We start from the raw sequence: 16,773 nt of genomic DNA, 5'->3' as shown, positions 1-16,773 counted from the left end.
GCGGTCAGGGGGCGTTGTCGTCGTCGCTCTGGGCCCAGGGGTAGTCGTCGTCGCGGTACTGGGCGGCGATGGCGGCAAACTGGTCCGCCACGCGCACCAGGGCGTCGATCACGTCGGGGTCGAAATGGGTGCCGCGCTCCAGCACCATGGAGCGGATGGAGCGGTCGTGCGGATAGGCGCTTTTGTACACGCGGCGGGTGGTGAGGGCGTCGTACACATCGGCCACGGCCATCAACCGGGCGCTCAAGGGAATGGCGTCGCCCTGGAGCTGGCGGGGGTAGCCGGTGCCGTCCCAGCGCTCGTGGTGGCCGTAGGCGATGTCGGCAGCGCAGCCCAGGAAGGCACCGTCGTCGTCGGTGAGTTCCCGCGCCGCGGTCACGATGGCCTTGTAGCCGTAGCCGCAGTGGCGTTTCATCACCAGCCACTCGTTGTCGGTGAGTTTGCCGGGCTTGAGCAGGATGGCGTCGGGGATGGCCACCTTGCCCACGTCATGCAGGGGGGCCGACTTGAACAGGGTCTGGATGAACGAGGGCTTGAGCCGCTGGCGGTAGCGGGGGTGGTCGCTGAGCTCTTCGGCCAGGGCCCGCACGTAGTTCTGGGTGCGGCGGATGTGGTTGCCGGTTTCGTTGTCGCGGGCCTCGGCCAGGGCACAGAAGGCGGTGATGGTGGCGCCCTGGGAGGCAATCAGCTGTTGGTCGCGGTGCATCACTTCGCGGGTGCGCTCGGCCACCAGGGTTTCCAGGTGGTCGTTGTGTCGCTTCAACTCCCGCTTGGCATTGGCCAGTTGAAGGTGGGTGCGCACCCGTGCCCGCACCACGGGCGGCGACACGGGTTTGTGGATGAAGTCTTCGGCCCCCAGCATGAGGCCGCGTTCTTCGTCCACGGCGCTGTCCAGGCTGGTGAGGAAGATGATGGGCACGTCGCGCGTGGCGGGGTCGGACTTGAGGCGGCGACACACCTCGAAGCCGTCCACCCCCGGCATCACCACGTCCAGCAGGATGAGGTCCACCGGGTACTGGGCCACCTGGTCCAGCGCGTCGCTGCCGCTGGTGGCAAAGCTGAGCTCGTGGTCGTTGCCCAGGATGGACACCAGCAGCTCGATGTTGGTGAGCGAGTCGTCCACGATCAGGATCTTGCTGGGGGCGGGCGGCGAGGTCATGAAGTCCACCTTTGTTGTTCCATCAACTTGAGCAGCGCCACGCGGGCCTGCTCAAAATGCAGTTGCCGCGTGGCTTGGGCCACCGCGGCAAACTCGGCGCCGAGCACGCTGCCGCGCAATCGGTCTTCCAGCGTGGCGGCCAGCGCCCGGGCACCCAGGTTGCGGGCCCGCAACTGGGCGTCCAGGTTCTTGAGCATCGGCAGCAGTTGGGCCTCGCCCAGCGCCGCCTGGCCCGAGCCCGCGGGATCGGGCGTGCTCGCGGCAGCGGGTGCATCGGCGGGGAGCGAGGCCAGCTGGGTCAGGGCGGCAGACAGGGCCTGGGCCAGGGCTTCCACGTCGGCCTGGAGGCCGTCGGTCCCGTCCTCCCCCCCGCTGCGCACGCGGTGGCACACCGCATCGGCCAGCGCAACCAGGGGCAAGCCCAGGTTGCCGCCCTCACCCTTGAGGTTGTGGGCCAGGTTGTAGAGGTCGTCCAACGGGCCTTGCTGCACGGCAATGCGAAGGTGCTGGGAGGAGTCCTGGTGACGCTCGGCAAACGACAGCAGCAGGCGCCGGTACAGCGCCACATTGCCGCCCAGGCGTTGCAGGCCCTCGGCCACCTGGAGGCCGGGCAGGGCCTGCACCAGATCCGCGGCTTGCGCCCCTTCTGGCTCGGGCACGGACGGGGGCGGTGGGGCGGTGGGTGGAGGCGGAGGCAGCGCCGCGTCGGGGGGGCACGCGGTGTCGGTCAGCTCGCGCTCGGGAATCCAGCGCACCAGGGTGTCCACCAGTTCTTGTGGGTCGATGGGTTTGGCGATGTGGGCGTTCATGCCCACGTCAATGCAGGCCGCGCGGTCCGAGGCCATGGCAGCGGCCGTCATGGCAATGATGGGGACGAACCGCCCCTGCGGCATGTCGCGGATGCGGCGGGTGGCCTCCAGGCCGTCCATCACCGGCATGTGCAGGTCCATCAGCACGGCATCGAAATCGACCCGGCGCACCCAGTCCAGGGCTTCCTGACCGTGGTTGGCCAGGGTGACACTCAACCCGCCTTTCAGCAAGAACTCGCGCGCCACCTGCTGGTTGAGTTCGTTGTCTTCCACCAGCAGCACGTGTGCACCGCGCACCCGGGCCAGCCGTTGCCAGCAGGCGTCCAACTCGCTCACCACGGTGGGCGGTCGCAGCGGCGCCTGGTGTTGCAGCTGCACCAGGGTGTCCATGAGGCCCGAGGGGGTGACGGGTTTGATGAGCACCGCATCCAGCTTCACATCTTGCGCCGCACGCAGCAGGTCCTCGCGGCGGCTGGAGGTGACCATGACCACCGTCAGCGGGGTGGCTTGCGCCCGGGCGGCTTGCTGCATGGTTTGAGCGGCTTGCAGGCCATCCATGCCCGGCATGCGCCAGTCCAGCAGCACCAACTCAAACGGGCGGCCCTGTGTCAGCGCGTCGCCAAACAGCTGGACGCCCTGCTCACCGTCCATGGCGGTGGTCACCTCGCATTGCCAGCTCTCCAGCAAGGTGCGCAGGATGAGCAGCGACGTGTCCTGGTCGTCCACCACCAGCACCCGCAAGCCCCGCACCGGCGCAGTGCCCGCCCCGGCGGAGGTTGGGCCGCCTTGGGCCAGCCGCAGTTGGGCGGTGAAGGAGAAGGTGCTGCCGACCCCTTCTGCACTGTCCACCGCCAGCGTTCCACCCATGAGCGTCACCAGGTGTTTGCTGATGGTCAGCCCCAGCCCGGTGCCACCGAACTTGCGGGTGATGCTGGCATCACCCTGCACAAAGGGCTGAAACAGACGCTCGCGCTGCTGCGCTGACATGCCCACCCCGGTGTCGCGAACCAGAAACCGCAGACACACCTGTGCGCCGTCCTGGCTGACCCGTTCCACCCGAAGGTGAACCTCCCCCTGCGGGGTGAACTTGACGGCGTTGCCCACCAGGTTGTTGATGACCTGCCCCAGGCGCATGGGATCGCCATGCAGGCGGGGGGGCACGTCGGGGGGCATGTCCACAAACAACTCCAGCCCTTTTTCCTCGGCCCGGGCCGAGAACAGGTCGGCGGTGGCACACAGCACCTCTTCCAGCACAAAGTCCACCTGCTCCAGGTCCATGCGCCCGGCTTCCACCTTGGAGTAGTCGAGGATGTCGTTCAAGATGCCCAGCAGCGCCTTGGACGAGCCCAGCACCTTGCCCAGGTAGTCGCGCTGCTGGGCGGTGAGCGACGTGTCCAGCGCCAGCTGGGTGAGCCCGATGATGGCGTTCATGGGCGTGCGGATTTCGTGGCTCATGTTGGCCAGGAAGGCCGACTTGGCCTGGTTGGCCGCATCGGCCTGCCGCCGGGCCTGTTGCAGCTCTTGCGTGCGGTCTTCCACCATGCGCTCCAGGTGTTGGTGGTACTGGGCCAGGTCCGCCTCGGCCTGCAGCTGGCGGCGCAGGCGCTGGCGGGAAATGGCGGCCAGTCCCCCTGAAGCCAGGGCAATGGCCAGCCCCGCCCCGCCATACCAGCGCAGGTGGGTGTGCCATTCGGCCAGGTAGTCCAGCTCTGCCACGGCGGCCATCACGTACAGCGGCAGATCGCCCACCTGCCGAAAGCTGTACATGCGCTGCACACCATCGGCCGGACTGATGTCGTTGTAACTGCCCGTGCGTTCGCCCCGGGCCACAAAGGCCCTGACCGGGTGGCCTGGCATGGGCTGGCCCATGTTGTTGGGCAAGCGGGGGTTGCGGGCCAGCAGGCGCATCTGCCCGTCCCGCATCAGCACGGCCCCCTCCCGCCCCATGTCCAGCGAGGCGTAGAACCACTCGAACACGTCCAGCTTGACCACCACCTGAACCACCCCGGCCAGTTGCCCATCGGGAGTGTCCAGGCGGCGGCTCAGGGTCATCACCCAAATGCCCCACACGGGCGACAGCACCGACTCCGACACCACCAGGCCGGGGTTGCGGTCGGCTTGCAGGAGGGGAAACTCCTTTTGATCCGAAGGTTCCGACACAGGCACGGGCTGCATGCTGCTGTGCACCACATGGCCTCGGGCGTCACTCACCAGGATGGCCGCTGCCTCAGGAACCCGCAGGAGCCGTGCGGCCAGGTCAGCCTGCAGACGTTCGGGCAACGGACCATTCACCCGTCCGGTGGCCTCAGAGCGCAAAAGGTCCAAGGCGTCGAGCAGCAGCACATCGACCTTGGTCACCGTGGCCATGGCGTGCGCTTCCAACACGCGGGCCATGTTCTGCGTCTCGATGGCGGCATGCCGCTCCACGCTGCGCTTTTCCTGATACAGGCTGAACCCCACCAGGCAGGCAAAGCCCACGATGCTGACCAGGCCGGCCAGCTCCGCCAGACGAAATGCAAACCCTTGGCGAGGCGGTGTGGTGTGGTGCGCGGGACTCATGGAAAGCGGCTCCATCCTGGCTCTTACAAGAACCCGACCCATGCCCGGTCAAGCGCTTTTCAGAGGACCGTTGCACCTTAGCTCAAACCGATGTGCAAAACAATGACGCACATCGCCCCTTGACATCACCCGCGTGGGTGGTGCTGCGCATGCAGCGTCTTGAGACGCTCCCGCGCCACGTGGGTGTAGATGGTGGTGGTGGAAATGTCGGCGTGGCCCAGCAACAGCTGCACCGCCCGCAAATCGGCCCCGTGGTTGAGCAAATGGGTGGCAAACGCGTGGCGCAAGGTGTGGGGCGACAGGGGTGTGACGATGCCCGCCGTGCGGGCATGCTTTTTCACGATCATCCAGAAGGCCACCCGTGTCATGCCCTGGCCGCGGGTGGTCACGAACAGGTCATCGGTCTGCTGCCCGGCCAGGATGTCGGGCCTGGCCTCGGCCAGGTAACGCCGCAGCCAGGCCGCCGCTTCCAGCCCGAAGGGCACCAGCCGCTCCTTGCTGCCTTTGCCAAAGGTGCGCAGCACATGGTCGCTCAGGCTGACCTGGTGGGCCTTGAGTCCCACCAGCTCGCTCACCCGCAGGCCGCTGGCGTACATCAGCTCCAGCATGGCCCGGTCTCGCAGGCCCAGCGGCTGCGCCAAGTCGGGGGCGGCCAACAAGGCCTCCACCTGGTGTTCGGTCAGGGTTTTGGGCACCCGCATGGGCTGCTTGGCCGACAGCAGCGGCAACGTGGGGTCGGCCTGGATCCGGTGCTCGCGCAACGCCCAGCGGAAATACCGCTTGAACACGGTCAAGCGCCGGTTGGACGAGGTGGCCTTGGCCCGATCGGTCTGCCCCCGGGTGTTGGGTGTGGTGCGGGGCCGAGCGCGGTGGGCGAAGTACTCGCGCAAATCCTGCGCGTCGGTCTGGTCCAGCGCCTTGCCGTTGTGTGCCTGCAGCCATTTGGCGTACAGCAACAGGTCCCCCCGGTAGGCGTCCAACGTCAGCCGCGCCAGCCCGGCCTCCATCCACACCGCATCCACAAACTGGTCGATGCTGGCGGAGGAGGCCCTCAGCACCTCCCCTGCCATCAGTTCAGCGACAGCTTTTGCTTGTCCACCACCGCCTTGTACACCTCAAACTCGGCCTTGATCTGTGCCGCAAATTGCTCGGGCGTGTTGCCGATGACCAGCGAGCCGGTGTCTTCGATGCGCTTTTTCACCGCCGGGTCGGTCAGCACTTGACGGACGGCATTGCCCACCTTGTCCACCACCTCTTTGGGCAGGCCTTTGGGACCCAGCACACCGTAGTAGGCCATGCGGTTGACGGGTTCCAACCCCACTTCCTTGAACGTGGGCACGTTGGGCAAGACCGCCAGCCGCTGCGGAGCCGCCACCACAATGGGGATGAGCTTGCCCGACTGGATGAAGGGCAAGGCCGAAGGCAGGTTGTCAAAAATGATGGGCACCTGCCCCCCCACCGTGTCGTTCAGGGCCGGACCCGCCCCCCGGTAGGGAATGTGGGTGATGAACACCCCCGCCAAGCTCTTGAACAGCTCGGTCTGCAAATGCCCGATGCCCCCCGTGCCCGAGGACGCATACGAGTACCGGCCCGGCGACCGTTTGAGCTCTTCGATGAACGCCTTGTAGTCCTTGGCCGGAAAGCTGGGGTGCACCGCGATCACATTGGGCGTGGCCGCGATGTTGACAATGGGGGTGAAGTCGGTGATGGGGTTGTACGGCGTCTTGGGGTTGATGGCCGGGTTGGCCGCCGTGGTGGACACCGTGGCCACACCCAGCGAATAACCGTCAGGGGCAGAACGCGAGGTGTCCAGCGCCCCCACCACCCCACCGCCACCGGCCTTGTTTTCCACAATGACCGACTGGCCCAGCGCCTTGCCCAGGGGATCGGCGATGGTGCGGGCCACGATGTCGGTGGTACCCCCTGCCGCAAACGGCACCACCAGCTTGATGACCTTGTTGGGGTAGGCCTGGGCCCACACCCCACCGGACAACAACATGGCCGTTGCAACGGCCCCCAGGCTGAACACACGACGACGCAGGCTCATGACACAACTCCTGTTGGAAGACGCTGGATGCGGCTGGCATGGTACTGCCACGCCGCGCACGCCGACGCATTCTGGACCGGACGCCGCCAGTGCCGGGTTGTGGTTAATGCATAAGTGCAAACCCGCAGTGGCGGGTCTCGGACAGACGCTTTTCGCAAGAACAGCATTCACTTCGCACACCGAAAGAACGGGCGCGACTCGCTTCATAGCATGGCATTGCAGCTGCAGTTGGGCGCTGCGCTCCGAACGCCACGGAAGTCTGGCGACAGGACTGAAAGCGAGTCAACATGAACAAAACAACGTCCGGCGCAACGGGCATTGACCTGGCCTTGTCGCCCAAGCGTCAACACTGCCTGAAAGACGCCGCCACGCTGCTCGGGGCCCCTGCAGAGGTGGCCCAGCAGTTTGCCGACATCGGCGCCACCGCCATCGAGGGCTTTGCCTTTCATGTGCTGCCCATGGGGCCCGCGGACGGTCCGTGGCTGGCCAGCGTCCAGTTTGCGCGCCCCCCCGAGGTGAGTGAACCGGTGTGGCTCGACGCGCTGCTGGTGGCCAACGGCCAGGCCATGCTGGTGGACGACATGGCGTTCAGCCTGGAAGAAAACGGCGACGGCGTGCTGCTCATGCGCCTGCCCCCCGAGCTGGACGACGGACGCTTCCTGGCGGCACGGCTGGAAGGCATGTTGTCCCTGTGCCGTGGCGTCTGTGCGGGCGCGGTGGCCTGCGCCCAAGTTCCCCAACGTGAAGGAGCATCGGCATGAGCGCGCTCCACGAACAGGTGCAGGAACAGGAACTGGAAGCACCGGACGAGGTGCTGACCCTGCTGCACGACACGGCCTTGCAGCTCGGCGCATCGGCCGAGCAGGCGAAGGAAGCTGCCCGCACCGGCGTCATTGACCTGGAATGCCGAAGCATCTCGGTCGGGTTTTCGGTCGACGAAACCGCCCTGGTGCTGAGCGCACCGCTGCCCGGCGCGTGGTTCAACGACCCCACCAACCGCCGCCGCGCCCTCATGACCTGCTCCTCGCTGATGCTGCAGTCGGGCGTGGCCTTCTGCCGCCCGTTCAGCGAGATCGCCTCTGGCGCCGCCCTGATCTGCCGCTGGCCCTTGGAAAAGGGCACCGCCGCCCGCCTGGCGGCATGGATCACCGAATTCGCCGCCATGGCAAACATGACTTGTCGCTTGATCGAGCAGGAGGCCGCATGACCATTTCCAACACCAACCGCGCCAACCTGGGTGGCAATCTGCAACTCGTTCCCGTCGGAGGGAACGACTCCACGGTGCGCCGGGCCGAAACCGACCTGGCCCACCGAAGCGCACCCATGGGGCACGACACGCTGGCCTCGCGCACGTTGACCATGCCACGCAATGACAACAACGCCCCCCCTCCTCCCCGCGCTGCGCTGACCGCGTTGCCTCCATTGCCCACATTCCCGAATGCAGGGGGAGGAGCCGAAGCCTCGCCCCCGCACACCGGTGGCACCCCCTTGCTCGACCTGTTCGAACTCTCGAGCCGACGCACGCCACACTTCCGCGACAACCAGGCACCCAACACACAAGCACAAGCCCCCGCCGGGCAGAGCTGGCGGGCCGCACTGGGTGCCGCGCTCGGTCATGCGGCCAGCGGTGTGGCCAAGGTGGCCATCGGTGCCAAGGACGAAGTGGCCGGCCAACTGTCAGCCCTGAAGTTGCTCAACCCGGGCACACGCCTGCCCGCAGCCGCCCTGGGCCACCTGATCCACCAGGCCGTGTCGGTGGGCGTGCCCACCTTTGCTCGGGAGATGATGGCCGAGGCCCTGATCCTGTCCATGCGGCACATGCCACCCACCCACGCGCTGGGGTTGCAACTGGGCGTCAGCGTCGTCAACGTCGGTGCCCAGGCTGTTCGCCGCATGCGGGAGGCACGCAATCCCGACGCTGCAGCACGGGGTTTCCATGCCATCAGCAAACAGCAGTGGGACCAACTCGCCCCGGCCGACCAGGACAAGCTGCGTGCGCAGCAGCAGCTGCATTCGCGCATGCTCACCAACATACAGGTGGCGGCCTCGCTCACCCACCTGACACTGGGCGCCCATGCAGCGATCACGCAGGACAAGGGCAACGAGACCGCCTCCAAGTTGTTCGTCAAGGACTTCAAGACCCTCGTCTATTCCGGCATGCGCGACTCGCTGCAAGCCAGTTTCCAAATGGTCAACCCCGGCAAAGACACCCAGGGCGTGAGCGGGACCCACATGACGGCCGCGGCCACCTTCTACGCCCTGGCCAACGCCGGTGGCAACTACGCCTTCAGCCACCTGCCGGGCATGGTGCCCAACGCCCAAGTGGCCGACCAGGTGCTGCGCGGCCAGAGCGACGCCATGTCCAGCAGCCAGGCCTGGCTCACCAAGGCCGGTGTGGCGGGCGTCAAGGCCGCCATCAACACCGTGGTGGAAGCGTCCGACTGGATGTCGGTGACGCAGCAGGAAGCCAACCAGGCTGGCACCAAGCAGAAATGGGAACCCGAGCTGAAGCTCAAGAGTGGCAATACCCCGGACTATGGCCGCCTGCTGGACCAGACGCCCGGACGCATTGCCGCCATCAGCGGAAGCAACGCCATCTTCAGCATCGTGGGTGCCGCCATGGAAAAGTCACCCCAATGGGCCCAGGACGCTGTGGGCAACCTCGCCAATGCCGCCTATGCAGGCCTGCAGTACAAGACGGTGGGCGGCACCTGGCAGGCCGACGGCGCGGTTCGCGCACAGCCCAACGAGGCAGCGGCCACGGCGCAGGCGCTGTTCCAGGACCTGGAGCGGGGCCGAACCCAGCAAACACAACCCCCGCCACAAACGCAAACCGCCTGAGGCCAGAAGCCTCCGCGCCGCATGACCCTCACCGTGCGGCGCGGAGCCCTCTGCCGCTATCCTTGCCCGGGTGAACTTCGCCCAACTCCTGTTCCCCGACTTCTCTCTCATCCTCATCGGCCACCTGCTGTGTCGGTTCACGGCGCTCAACCGGTCGGTGTGGGATGCCATTGACCGGCTGGTCTACCACTTCCTGTTTCCGGTGCTGCTGTTCCACTCCATCGTGCGCAACCCGCTGGAGGTGGAATCACTCTCTTCACTGGGGGCGGCGGGCCTGTGCCTGGCCGCGGCAGGCATTGGCATGGCGTACTCGCTGCCGTGGTGGCCGGGTGTGGGGCGGCACTGCGATGCCCGACTGCACGCCGCCAGTGCGCAGGTGGGGTTTCGCTTCAACTCCTTCATTGCCCTGGCCCTGGTGGGCAAGGTGGCTGGGCCCCAAGGCACGCAACTGGTGGCGGTGCTGATCGGGCTGTGTGTGCCCATTTTCAACATGGGCGCGGTGTGGCCCATGCACCGCCACCACCACAACCCGGGAGGTCGGGGCTTTGCCGCCGAGCTGGTGCGCAACCCGCTGATCCTGGCCACGGTCAGCGGTTTGGTGGCCAACCTGGCCGGGTTCCAGGTGCCCGGCTGGTTGGAGCCCACCGTGAGCCGCATCGGCGCGTCGTCGCTGGCGTTGGGGCTGATGGCTGCGGGTGCGGGCATGCAATTCGGGTCGCTGGCGCAGGCCAAATCGCTGGCTGTGGCGGTGCTGGGGCTCAAACACCTGGCGCTGCCGGTGGTGGCCTGGGGCCTGACCCAGGCGTTTGCGCTCAACGACGCCGAGGCCGCCGTGCTGCTGATGTTCTCGGCCCTGCCCACCGCGTCCAGTTGTTATGTGCTGGCCGCGCGCATGGGCTACAACGGCTCTTATGTGGCGGGTTTGGTGACGCTGTCCACCTTGCTGGGCATGGTCAGCCTGCCGTTTGCGCTGGGCGTGCTCAGGGGGTGGTGAGCGGGTTCAACACCCAGTCCATGCGCTGACGCAGCCGAAGGGCCAGCGCCGCATCGCCCGCCCGCTCGGCCCACTGGGCGTGCAAACCCAACCAGGCCAGCAAGGGACGCGACCAGCCTTGGGCCGACGCGGTGGCCGCAGCCTCGGCCATGACCGCCGGACCGGCCTGACCGCTGCGCCAGGCCACGGCAGCGGCCACCAAGCGTGACAAGGGGTCGGGCATGGCCCTCAAGGCGTCGGCCCAGCGGGCGTCGTCCAGCGCCGGGCTGGCGCTGCGCTCCCGCGCACCCTCGGCCCCGGCCTGCGGGGCGGCCAACAACCAGGGGGCCGTGGCCTGGTGCGCGGCAGGCAACAAGGCCACATCGGCGGCATGCGCCACCCGGCCTTGCAGGTAACGGCGGTAGGCCGCCAAGGCGGCAGACGGCTGGGCCTGAAGCCACACGTCGGCACGGGTGCAGGGTTCCGGCTCGGGCGAGAGTTGCAGGCTGGCCACCTGGGCCGCACATTGGGCCAGGGCCACACGCGCCATGGCCAAGGGGTCGCCGGTGCTGGCGGCGGCTTGGCGGGCACGTTGCCATTCAGTGTTGGCCACGCGGGTCTGACCGCTCAGGTGGGCCAGGTTGCCGCGTTCGGTGCCGTCACGGGCGGCCAAGGCCCATTCGGGGGTGGGAGGCTGGTGGCTGCACGCCACCAGGGCCATGCCCACACCCATCGTGACCAGGCCCCGCCACAAGGACATGACGGTCATGGCAGCACCACCTCGGGGTTGCGGGCCAAGGGCCAGCGGCTTTGCACGTCGGCCAGCAGGCGTTGCATGGCGCGCAGGCTGGTCTCGACCTCGGCTCGCAAGGCCCCCAGGTCGGCGGTGGCGCTGCGGGTGTTGGCGGCCACGGCCTGGGCATCGGCCAGCAGGGCATCGGCCTTGGCCAGGCTGCGCTGCACACTTTGCAAGGCCGTGCGCAGGTCTTGGGCCACGCCCTTGGCCTCTTGGACCAGGCTGGGGGACGCTCCGGCGGCCTCGGCCCCGGAACCAAACACCTGGGCATCGGCATGGGCCACCAGGGTGTCGGTGCGGCGGGCCAGTTGCTCCAGGCGGTCGATCAGGGTCTGGGCACGCGCCACGGTGTCCAGCAGGCGCTGGGCCGATGCGTCGCTGCCCACCAGGGCGGCCAGGGCACCCTGTCGCCCGGCAGCCCGTTCGGCCACGGTGGCGGTGTGGGTCAGGGTGCGGGCCAACGGGCCCTCGGGGTGGGTGAGGTGCTCCACATGGCCCAGGATGTCTTTGACCGATGTCATCAGCGCGGGCAGCTCGGCCAGCGCATCGCCCTTGAGCACGGTCAGGCTGGCCCCGGCGGGCAACGGCGGGTCGGTCAGCACCCCACTGAAGGCCCGCAGGCGCGAGCCCCCCACCAGGCTGCGCTCCAGCGTGACCACGCTGGACGTGCGCAGCCAGTGGGCGTTGCCGCGGGGCACGGCCACGGCAATGCGCACCACGGCATCAGACCCCAGTTCAATGCGCTCGACCCGCCCGATGGGGAACCCGGCAAACGTCAGGTCCATGCCCACCGACACGCCCTCGGCATCGTCCATCAACAGCACCAGGGTCTGCTTGGGCTCGAACACCCCGCGGGCGTACAACACATACCCCACGGCCACACCCACCACCAGCACCATCAACACCAACATGGCCAAGGCGCGGCGACGCAACTGGGCCAGGCTGGGCAATCCAGGGTCGGCAGGGCGGGGGGCGCTGGGCGGCATGCGGTCAATCATAGTGAGCCCACAGCGACAGCACCTCGCACACCAGCAACACGCCGGTCAGGCGGGCCAGGCCGGCCAGGTCGGTGGACCCGCGCAGCGCCTGGGTGGCCGCCACGTTGGCCATGGGCACCACCCCCACCGCCACGCTGAAGGCCAGGGTCTTGAGCAGGAACACCACCATCACCCCCGGCGTGAACACCCGCCCCACCATGTGGGCGAACGGTGCCGCCCCCCAAGGGGACCAGCCGTGCACCATGAGGTAGGCCAACACCAGCGCCAGCACCGCACTGACGGCCACCAACAGCCACACGGTGAACACCACCGCCAGCGTGCGGGGAAACACCGATTCCACCAGCCAGAGCAACCTGCGCTGGGCTGCATCGGTGGCGGACTCGGCGGTGGCCTCCACACCCCGCGGGTGGGCGGACATCAGCTCGGCCACCATGGGCAGGCTGCACCGCAGCGCCACAAACAACGCCGCCAGCAAGGGCAACAGCTCCAGGGCCAGCACGCGCACCACCACCTCCAGCGCGTAGCGGGACAGGCCATAACTGTCGGCCGTGACCAGCACGATGTGGATCAACACCACCCCCAACAAAGCCGCCAGGCCCACAAAGCCGGGCAGCTGCGGCCAGGTGTTGCGCCACAACTGCCGGGCCACCTCATCGCGCACCGTGCCCCGGTAGCTGCCCGGCCAGGTGAACAACGCCAGCAACTCCAGCGAGGTGAGGGCCACCTGCTGCGCCAGGCGAACCCGCTGAAGCCATGCCACGGCAAAGCGGTTCATGCCGCCCCCTCGGGCGCCGCCAGCGCCCAATGCAGGTGCTCCGCCACCACGCCATCAGGATGCGGCGACCAGGCCGCCAAGGCGGTGCGCAGCGTCTCGCGTTCGGCCTGGGTCAGGGCATCGGGCAGGCGCAGCGCATTGCCCGCGGCCACCGCCAGGTTGCGCAGCCAGCGCCGGTGGCCAATGCGGCGGATGGCGCTGCCCTCGGTGCGTTGCAAAAAAGTGGCCTCGGTCCACCCCAGCAGCAAGGCCAGCGGTTCGGCATGCAGGCCCGCACGCTCGTCAAAGTCAGGCAAGGGGCTGCGCTGGGCGAACTTGTTCCAGGGGCAGGCCAATTGGCAGTCGTCGCAGCCATAAATGCGGTTGCCCAGCAACGGACGCATTTCAACGGGAATGGGGCCATCGTGCTCGATGGTCAGGTAGGAAATGCAGCGCCGCGCATCCACCCGGTGCGGGGCCACGATGGCCTGGGTCGGGCACAGGTCCATGCACGCACTGCACTGCCCGCAATGGGCGCTGACCGGCGGCGTGGGCGGCAGGGCCAGGTCCACGTAAATTTCGCCCAGGAAGAACAACGAGCCCGCCTCGCGGTGCAGCACCAGCGTGTGTTTGCCGCGCCAGCCCAGGCCGCTGCGGCGGGCCAGTTCGGCCTCCAGCACCGGGGCCGAATCGGTGAACACACGGTGCCCCAGCGGCCCCACCTCGGCCACCAGGCGGTCGGCCAGCTTTTGCAGGCGCTGGCGCAGCACCTTGTGGTAGTCCCGCCCCCGGGCGTATTGCGACACCACGGCCCGCTGGGGCTGGCGCAGGTCGGCCCAGCCCTCGGCCTGCCAATCGGCGGGGCCCTGGCGGGGCAGGTAATCCATGCGGGCGGTGATGACACTCACCGTGCCCGGCACCAGCTCCGCCGGGCGGGCCCGTTTCAGGCCGTGCTGCGCCATGTAGCCCATGCTGCCGTGGAACCCGGCCTCCAGCCAGGCCATCAAACCCGGCTCGGCTTCGGACAGGTCCACACCGGCCACGCCGATTTGGGAGAATCCCAACTCGCGGGCCCAGCCCTGCAGCCGCAACACAATGTCGTTCAAAGCATGGTCCATTCGCAACCCATTGTAGGAAGCCCCTTCGCCCACCCCACCGCCCCGGTGGGCCTGAGTGCCCCGCTGGTGTGGGCCGACGAGACCCAGACCGCCACCTTTGCCCAACGCCTGGCCGCCTGCCCGCAGGCCCGCAACGCGGTGGTCACCCTGCACGGGGACCTGGGCATGGGCAAGACCACCCTGGTGCGCCACCTGCTGCGGGCCCTGGGCGTCACCGGCCGCGTGAAAAGCCCCACCTACGCGGTGGTGGAGCCGCACGAGGTGTCCGGGCCTGAGGGCACGCTGCACATCTGGCATTTTGACTTTTACCGGTTTGAAGACCCGCGCGAGTGGGAAGACGCGGGCTTTCGCGACCTGTTCGCCAGCCCGGGGCTGAAGCTGGTGGAGTGGCCGCAAAAGGTGGGGGCACAACTGCCGGTGGCCGACCTGGCCATCCACCTCCTGCCGCTGGACGACACCAGCCGCCGCGTGCGGGTGCAGGCCCACACCCTGCACGGGGCCGCCTGGCTGGGCGCTTGGGCAGCGCAGCCGATGCCCCGCACCGAGGCCACCGCATGAAGCGGCGCCACCTGCTGCGCGCCCTGCCCGCCACGCTGCCGCTCTGGGCCGGGCGGGGCAGCCTGGCCCTGTGGCTGGGCACCCACCAACTGGCAGGGGCCGCCCGCATCGTGGCCGTGCGCTTGTGGCCGGCACAGGACTACACCCGCATCACCATCGAGTCGGACGTGGCGCTGACCCCCCGCGTGCAGATGGTGGACAACCCGCCCCGGCTGGCGGTGGACATTGAGGGCATTGACCTGGTGCCCGAGCTGAAGGAGCTGGTGGGCCGCGTCAAGTCCGACGACCCCAACATTGCCGGTCTGCGCGTGGGGCAGTACGCGCCCAAGGTGGTGCGCCTGGTGGTGGACCTGAAAAACCCCAGCACGCCGCAGGTGTTCAGCCTGCAACCCGTGGCCGCGTACCGCCACCGCCTGGTGTTTGACCTGTACCCCGACAACCTGCCTGACCCGCTGGCCGACCTGATTGCCCAGCACGTGGCCGCCGCGCCCGCCGTCACACCTCCGTCGCCCGCCCCAGCCCCCACCCGGCCTGCTGCCGACGAGGTGGACCCCCTGGGGGCCTTGATTGCGCTGCACGAACGCAAGGACCGCAAGCCCGGGGCCGCGGCTGAAAGAACTCCTGAAATCGCAGCTGAAACCCCAAATGAAGAAAGCGCCAGAGGCCAAAAAGACAACAAGAATGACGGCCCCGCTTTCAGCCCCTCGCCCCCCCGCCCCTCGGGTTCGGCCCTGACCCAGGCCGGACGCGACCCCGCCGCCCTGCCCCCGCCCAAACCCGGCGGGGGTTCCCGCACCAAGCCACCGGCGGCGGAACCGGTGGCCACCGAGCGCCTCATCATCGTGGCGCTGGACCCCGGCCATGGGGGTGAAGACCCCGGTGCCATCGGCCCCGGCGGCACGCACGAAAAAACCGTGGTGCTGCAAATCGCCCGCAAACTGCGCGACCGCATCAACGCAACCAGCGTCAACGGCAACCCCATGCGGGCCTACCTCACGCGCGACGCCGACTTCTTCGTGCCCCTGCAAGTGCGGGTGGAAAAAGCCCGCCGCGTGCAGGCCGACCTGCTCATCAGCATCCATGCCGACGCCTTCCTCACGCCCGAGCCGCAAGGCGGCAGCGTGTTTGCCCTCAGCACCAAGGGGGCCAGCAGCGCCACCGCCCGCTGGATGGCCAACAAGGAAAACGCCGCCGACGTGGTGGGCGGCCTCAACGTGAAAGCCGCCGACGCCACCGTGCACCGCGCCCTGCTGGACATGAGCACCACCGCGCAAATCAAGGACAGCCTGCAACTGGGCGGCGCCATGCTGCGCGAAATGGGCCGGGTGGGCAAACTGCACAAACCGGCGGTGGAGCAGGCCGGTTTTGCCGTGCTCAAAGCCCCCGACATCCCCAGCGTGCTGGTGGAAACCGCTTTCATCAGCAACCCCGACGAAGAGGCCCGCCTGAACGACCCCGACCACCAGGACCGCCTGGCCGACGCCCTCATGCGTGGCATTGCCCGCTACTTCAAGGCCAACCCGCCGCTGGCCCGCAACCGCGCCACCTGAGGCCCCGCCATGCTTCTGCCCACCCCCGCCGCCGAACGCACGCCCCTGCACACCCGCACCCTCACCTTCCGCGGCTTTGCCCGGGCCGACGGCCTGTGGGACATGGAAGGGGAACTGCACGACAGCAAGCATTACAACCACCCGCACGAGTTCGGCACCCGCCTGGCCGGAGAGCCCATCCACCACCTGGCGGTGCGGGTGACCGTGGACGCCCAGTTCAAGATCCACGACATCGCCACCCGCATGGGCACCACCCCGTTTGGCGAATGCCACGTGGCCGACCAGCACATGCGCCGCTTTGTGGGCCTGACCATGGGCCGCGGCTGGCGCCAGACCATCGACCGCACCGTGGGCGGGCTGCAAGGCTGCACCCACCTCCGCGAGCTGATGTTCAACCTGGCCACCGCCGCCTTCCAGACCATTCCGCACGACATCGAAACCCGGCGCCTGGCCCGCGGCGAACCCCGCCATGCCGACGACGGCACGCCGCCCTTCTACATGGGCAAGTGCATGACCTGGGACCACAACGGCCCGGTGGTGGCCCGGCTGGCGCCGCAGTTTGTGGGTTGGGGTCGGGTGGAGAACTAGAATAGAAATCCGGGCTCCGGCAC

The 16,773-nt window shown here is 68.2% G+C and carries 15 protein-coding genes; 7 read left to right on the top strand and 8 right to left on the bottom strand.

Annotated elements, in window-relative coordinates; genetic code table 11:
• Positions 1-4 precede the first annotated feature (4 nt).
• From ACYVB7_RS00955 to ACYVB7_RS00940, 4 genes are all read right to left on the bottom strand, one after another.
• Positions 5-1,159, bottom strand: a complete 1,155-nt coding sequence (locus ACYVB7_RS00955; protein ID WP_460504677.1) for a response regulator — start codon at positions 1,157-1,159, stop codon at positions 5-7.
• Complete coding sequence (locus ACYVB7_RS00950) at positions 1,156-4,527, bottom strand: response regulator (protein ID WP_460504675.1); 3,372 nt, start codon at positions 4,525-4,527, stop codon at positions 1,156-1,158. Before ACYVB7_RS00950 ends, ACYVB7_RS00955 begins: the two co-directional genes overlap by 4 nt.
• A gap of 125 nt (positions 4,528-4,652) precedes the next feature.
• Positions 4,653-5,597: a site-specific tyrosine recombinase XerD gene (gene xerD / locus ACYVB7_RS00945; RefSeq protein WP_460504673.1), complete on the bottom strand. Its 945-nt coding sequence runs from the start codon at positions 5,595-5,597 to the stop codon at positions 4,653-4,655.
• The gene (locus tag ACYVB7_RS00940; RefSeq protein ID WP_460505106.1) at positions 5,597-6,526 is read right to left on the bottom strand and encodes a tripartite tricarboxylate transporter substrate binding protein BugE; all 930 of its coding nucleotides are present in this window, start codon (positions 6,524-6,526) and stop codon (positions 5,597-5,599) included. Before ACYVB7_RS00940 ends, xerD begins: the two co-directional genes overlap by 1 nt.
• Before the next feature lie 335 nt (positions 6,527-6,861).
• Between ACYVB7_RS00940 and ACYVB7_RS00935 the strand changes: the two genes are divergently transcribed.
• From ACYVB7_RS00935 to ACYVB7_RS00920, 4 genes are all read left to right on the top strand, one after another.
• Positions 6,862-7,335, top strand: a complete 474-nt coding sequence (locus ACYVB7_RS00935; protein ID WP_460504671.1) for a hypothetical protein — start codon at positions 6,862-6,864, stop codon at positions 7,333-7,335.
• Positions 7,332-7,781, top strand: coding sequence for a hypothetical protein (locus ACYVB7_RS00930; protein ID WP_460504669.1), 450 nt, complete (start codon positions 7,332-7,334; stop codon positions 7,779-7,781). Before ACYVB7_RS00935 ends, ACYVB7_RS00930 begins: the two co-directional genes overlap by 4 nt.
• Positions 7,778-9,415 carry a hypothetical protein gene (locus tag ACYVB7_RS00925; RefSeq protein WP_460504667.1) on the top strand — a complete coding sequence of 546 codons (1,638 nt, stop codon included), beginning with the start codon at positions 7,778-7,780 and terminating at the stop codon, positions 9,413-9,415. The genes ACYVB7_RS00930 and ACYVB7_RS00925 overlap by 4 nt, the downstream gene beginning before the upstream one ends.
• Positions 9,416-9,485: 70 nt before the next feature.
• Positions 9,486-10,409 (top strand): AEC family transporter, encoded by a 924-nt coding sequence (locus tag ACYVB7_RS00920; protein ID WP_460504665.1) that lies wholly within the window; start codon positions 9,486-9,488, stop codon positions 10,407-10,409.
• On the opposite strand, the gene ACYVB7_RS00915 is transcribed toward ACYVB7_RS00920, so the two are convergent.
• The 4 genes from ACYVB7_RS00915 to queG are packed head-to-tail and all read right to left on the bottom strand — an operon-like array spanning position 10,396 to position 14,054.
• Positions 10,396-11,157 (bottom strand): hypothetical protein, encoded by a 762-nt coding sequence (locus ACYVB7_RS00915; protein ID WP_460504663.1) that lies wholly within the window; start codon positions 11,155-11,157, stop codon positions 10,396-10,398. The genes ACYVB7_RS00920 and ACYVB7_RS00915 overlap by 14 nt on opposite strands.
• Positions 11,154-12,170, bottom strand: a complete 1,017-nt coding sequence (locus tag ACYVB7_RS00910; RefSeq protein ID WP_460504661.1) for an MlaD family protein — start codon at positions 12,168-12,170, stop codon at positions 11,154-11,156. The genes ACYVB7_RS00915 and ACYVB7_RS00910 overlap by 4 nt, the downstream gene beginning before the upstream one ends.
• Before the next feature lie 4 nt (positions 12,171-12,174).
• The gene (locus ACYVB7_RS00905) at positions 12,175-12,957 is read right to left on the bottom strand and encodes an ABC transporter permease family protein (protein WP_460504659.1); all 783 of its coding nucleotides are present in this window, start codon (positions 12,955-12,957) and stop codon (positions 12,175-12,177) included.
• Entirely contained in the window at positions 12,954-14,054 is a 1,101-nt protein-coding gene (gene queG / locus ACYVB7_RS00900; protein WP_460504657.1) for a tRNA epoxyqueuosine(34) reductase QueG, read from the bottom strand. The genes ACYVB7_RS00905 and queG overlap by 4 nt, the downstream gene beginning before the upstream one ends.
• Here queG and tsaE point away from each other — a divergent pair.
• From tsaE to ACYVB7_RS00885, 3 genes are read left to right on the top strand one after another with little or no spacing between them, the layout of a single operon-like run.
• Complete coding sequence (gene tsaE, locus ACYVB7_RS00895) at positions 14,046-14,612, top strand: tRNA (adenosine(37)-N6)-threonylcarbamoyltransferase complex ATPase subunit type 1 TsaE (RefSeq protein ID WP_460504655.1); 567 nt, start codon at positions 14,046-14,048, stop codon at positions 14,610-14,612. The genes queG and tsaE overlap by 9 nt on opposite strands.
• A complete protein-coding gene (locus ACYVB7_RS00890; protein WP_460504653.1) occupies positions 14,609-16,162 on the top strand; it encodes an N-acetylmuramoyl-L-alanine amidase in 1,554 nt (517 codons plus the stop codon). The genes tsaE and ACYVB7_RS00890 overlap by 4 nt, the downstream gene beginning before the upstream one ends.
• A gap of 9 nt (positions 16,163-16,171) precedes the next feature.
• Complete coding sequence (locus ACYVB7_RS00885) at positions 16,172-16,750, top strand: DUF2889 domain-containing protein (protein ID WP_460504651.1); 579 nt, start codon at positions 16,172-16,174, stop codon at positions 16,748-16,750.
• Positions 16,751-16,773 lie beyond the last annotated feature (23 nt).

The organism is Hydrogenophaga soli (assembly GCF_054777695.1).
Note: the sequence above shows the minus strand (reverse complement) of the source record. Positions and strands in the feature narration are given on the sequence as shown.

Excerpts from the sequence above, each read along its gene's own strand:
- ACYVB7_RS00910 (WP_460504661.1), bottom strand. The coding sequence starts at position 12,170 with ATGCCGCCCAGCGCCCCCCGCCCTGCCGACCCTGGATTGCCCAGCCTG.
- ACYVB7_RS00890 (WP_460504653.1), top strand. The coding sequence starts at position 14,609 with ATGAAGCGGCGCCACCTGCTGCGCGCCCTGCCCGCCACGCTGCCGCTC.
- ACYVB7_RS00930 (WP_460504669.1), top strand. The coding sequence starts at position 7,332 with ATGAGCGCGCTCCACGAACAGGTGCAGGAACAGGAACTGGAAGCACCG.
- ACYVB7_RS00885 (WP_460504651.1), top strand. The coding sequence starts at position 16,172 with ATGCTTCTGCCCACCCCCGCCGCCGAACGCACGCCCCTGCACACCCGC.
- ACYVB7_RS00955 (WP_460504677.1), bottom strand. The coding sequence starts at position 1,159 with ATGACCTCGCCGCCCGCCCCCAGCAAGATCCTGATCGTGGACGACTCG.
- ACYVB7_RS00925 (WP_460504667.1), top strand. The coding sequence starts at position 7,778 with ATGACCATTTCCAACACCAACCGCGCCAACCTGGGTGGCAATCTGCAA.
- ACYVB7_RS00905 (WP_460504659.1), bottom strand. The coding sequence starts at position 12,957 with ATGAACCGCTTTGCCGTGGCATGGCTTCAGCGGGTTCGCCTGGCGCAG.
- ACYVB7_RS00935 (WP_460504671.1), top strand. The coding sequence starts at position 6,862 with ATGAACAAAACAACGTCCGGCGCAACGGGCATTGACCTGGCCTTGTCG.
- tsaE (WP_460504655.1), top strand. The coding sequence starts at position 14,046 with ATGGTCCATTCGCAACCCATTGTAGGAAGCCCCTTCGCCCACCCCACC.
- ACYVB7_RS00950 (WP_460504675.1), bottom strand. The coding sequence starts at position 4,527 with ATGAGTCCCGCGCACCACACCACACCGCCTCGCCAAGGGTTTGCATTT.
- ACYVB7_RS00940 (WP_460505106.1), bottom strand. The coding sequence starts at position 6,526 with ATGTTGTTGTCCGGTGGGGTGTGGGCCCAGGCCTACCCCAACAAGGTC.
- ACYVB7_RS00915 (WP_460504663.1), bottom strand. The coding sequence starts at position 11,157 with ATGACCGTCATGTCCTTGTGGCGGGGCCTGGTCACGATGGGTGTGGGC.
- xerD (WP_460504673.1), bottom strand. The coding sequence starts at position 5,597 with ATGGCAGGGGAGGTGCTGAGGGCCTCCTCCGCCAGCATCGACCAGTTT.
- queG (WP_460504657.1), bottom strand. The coding sequence starts at position 14,054 with ATGGACCATGCTTTGAACGACATTGTGTTGCGGCTGCAGGGCTGGGCC.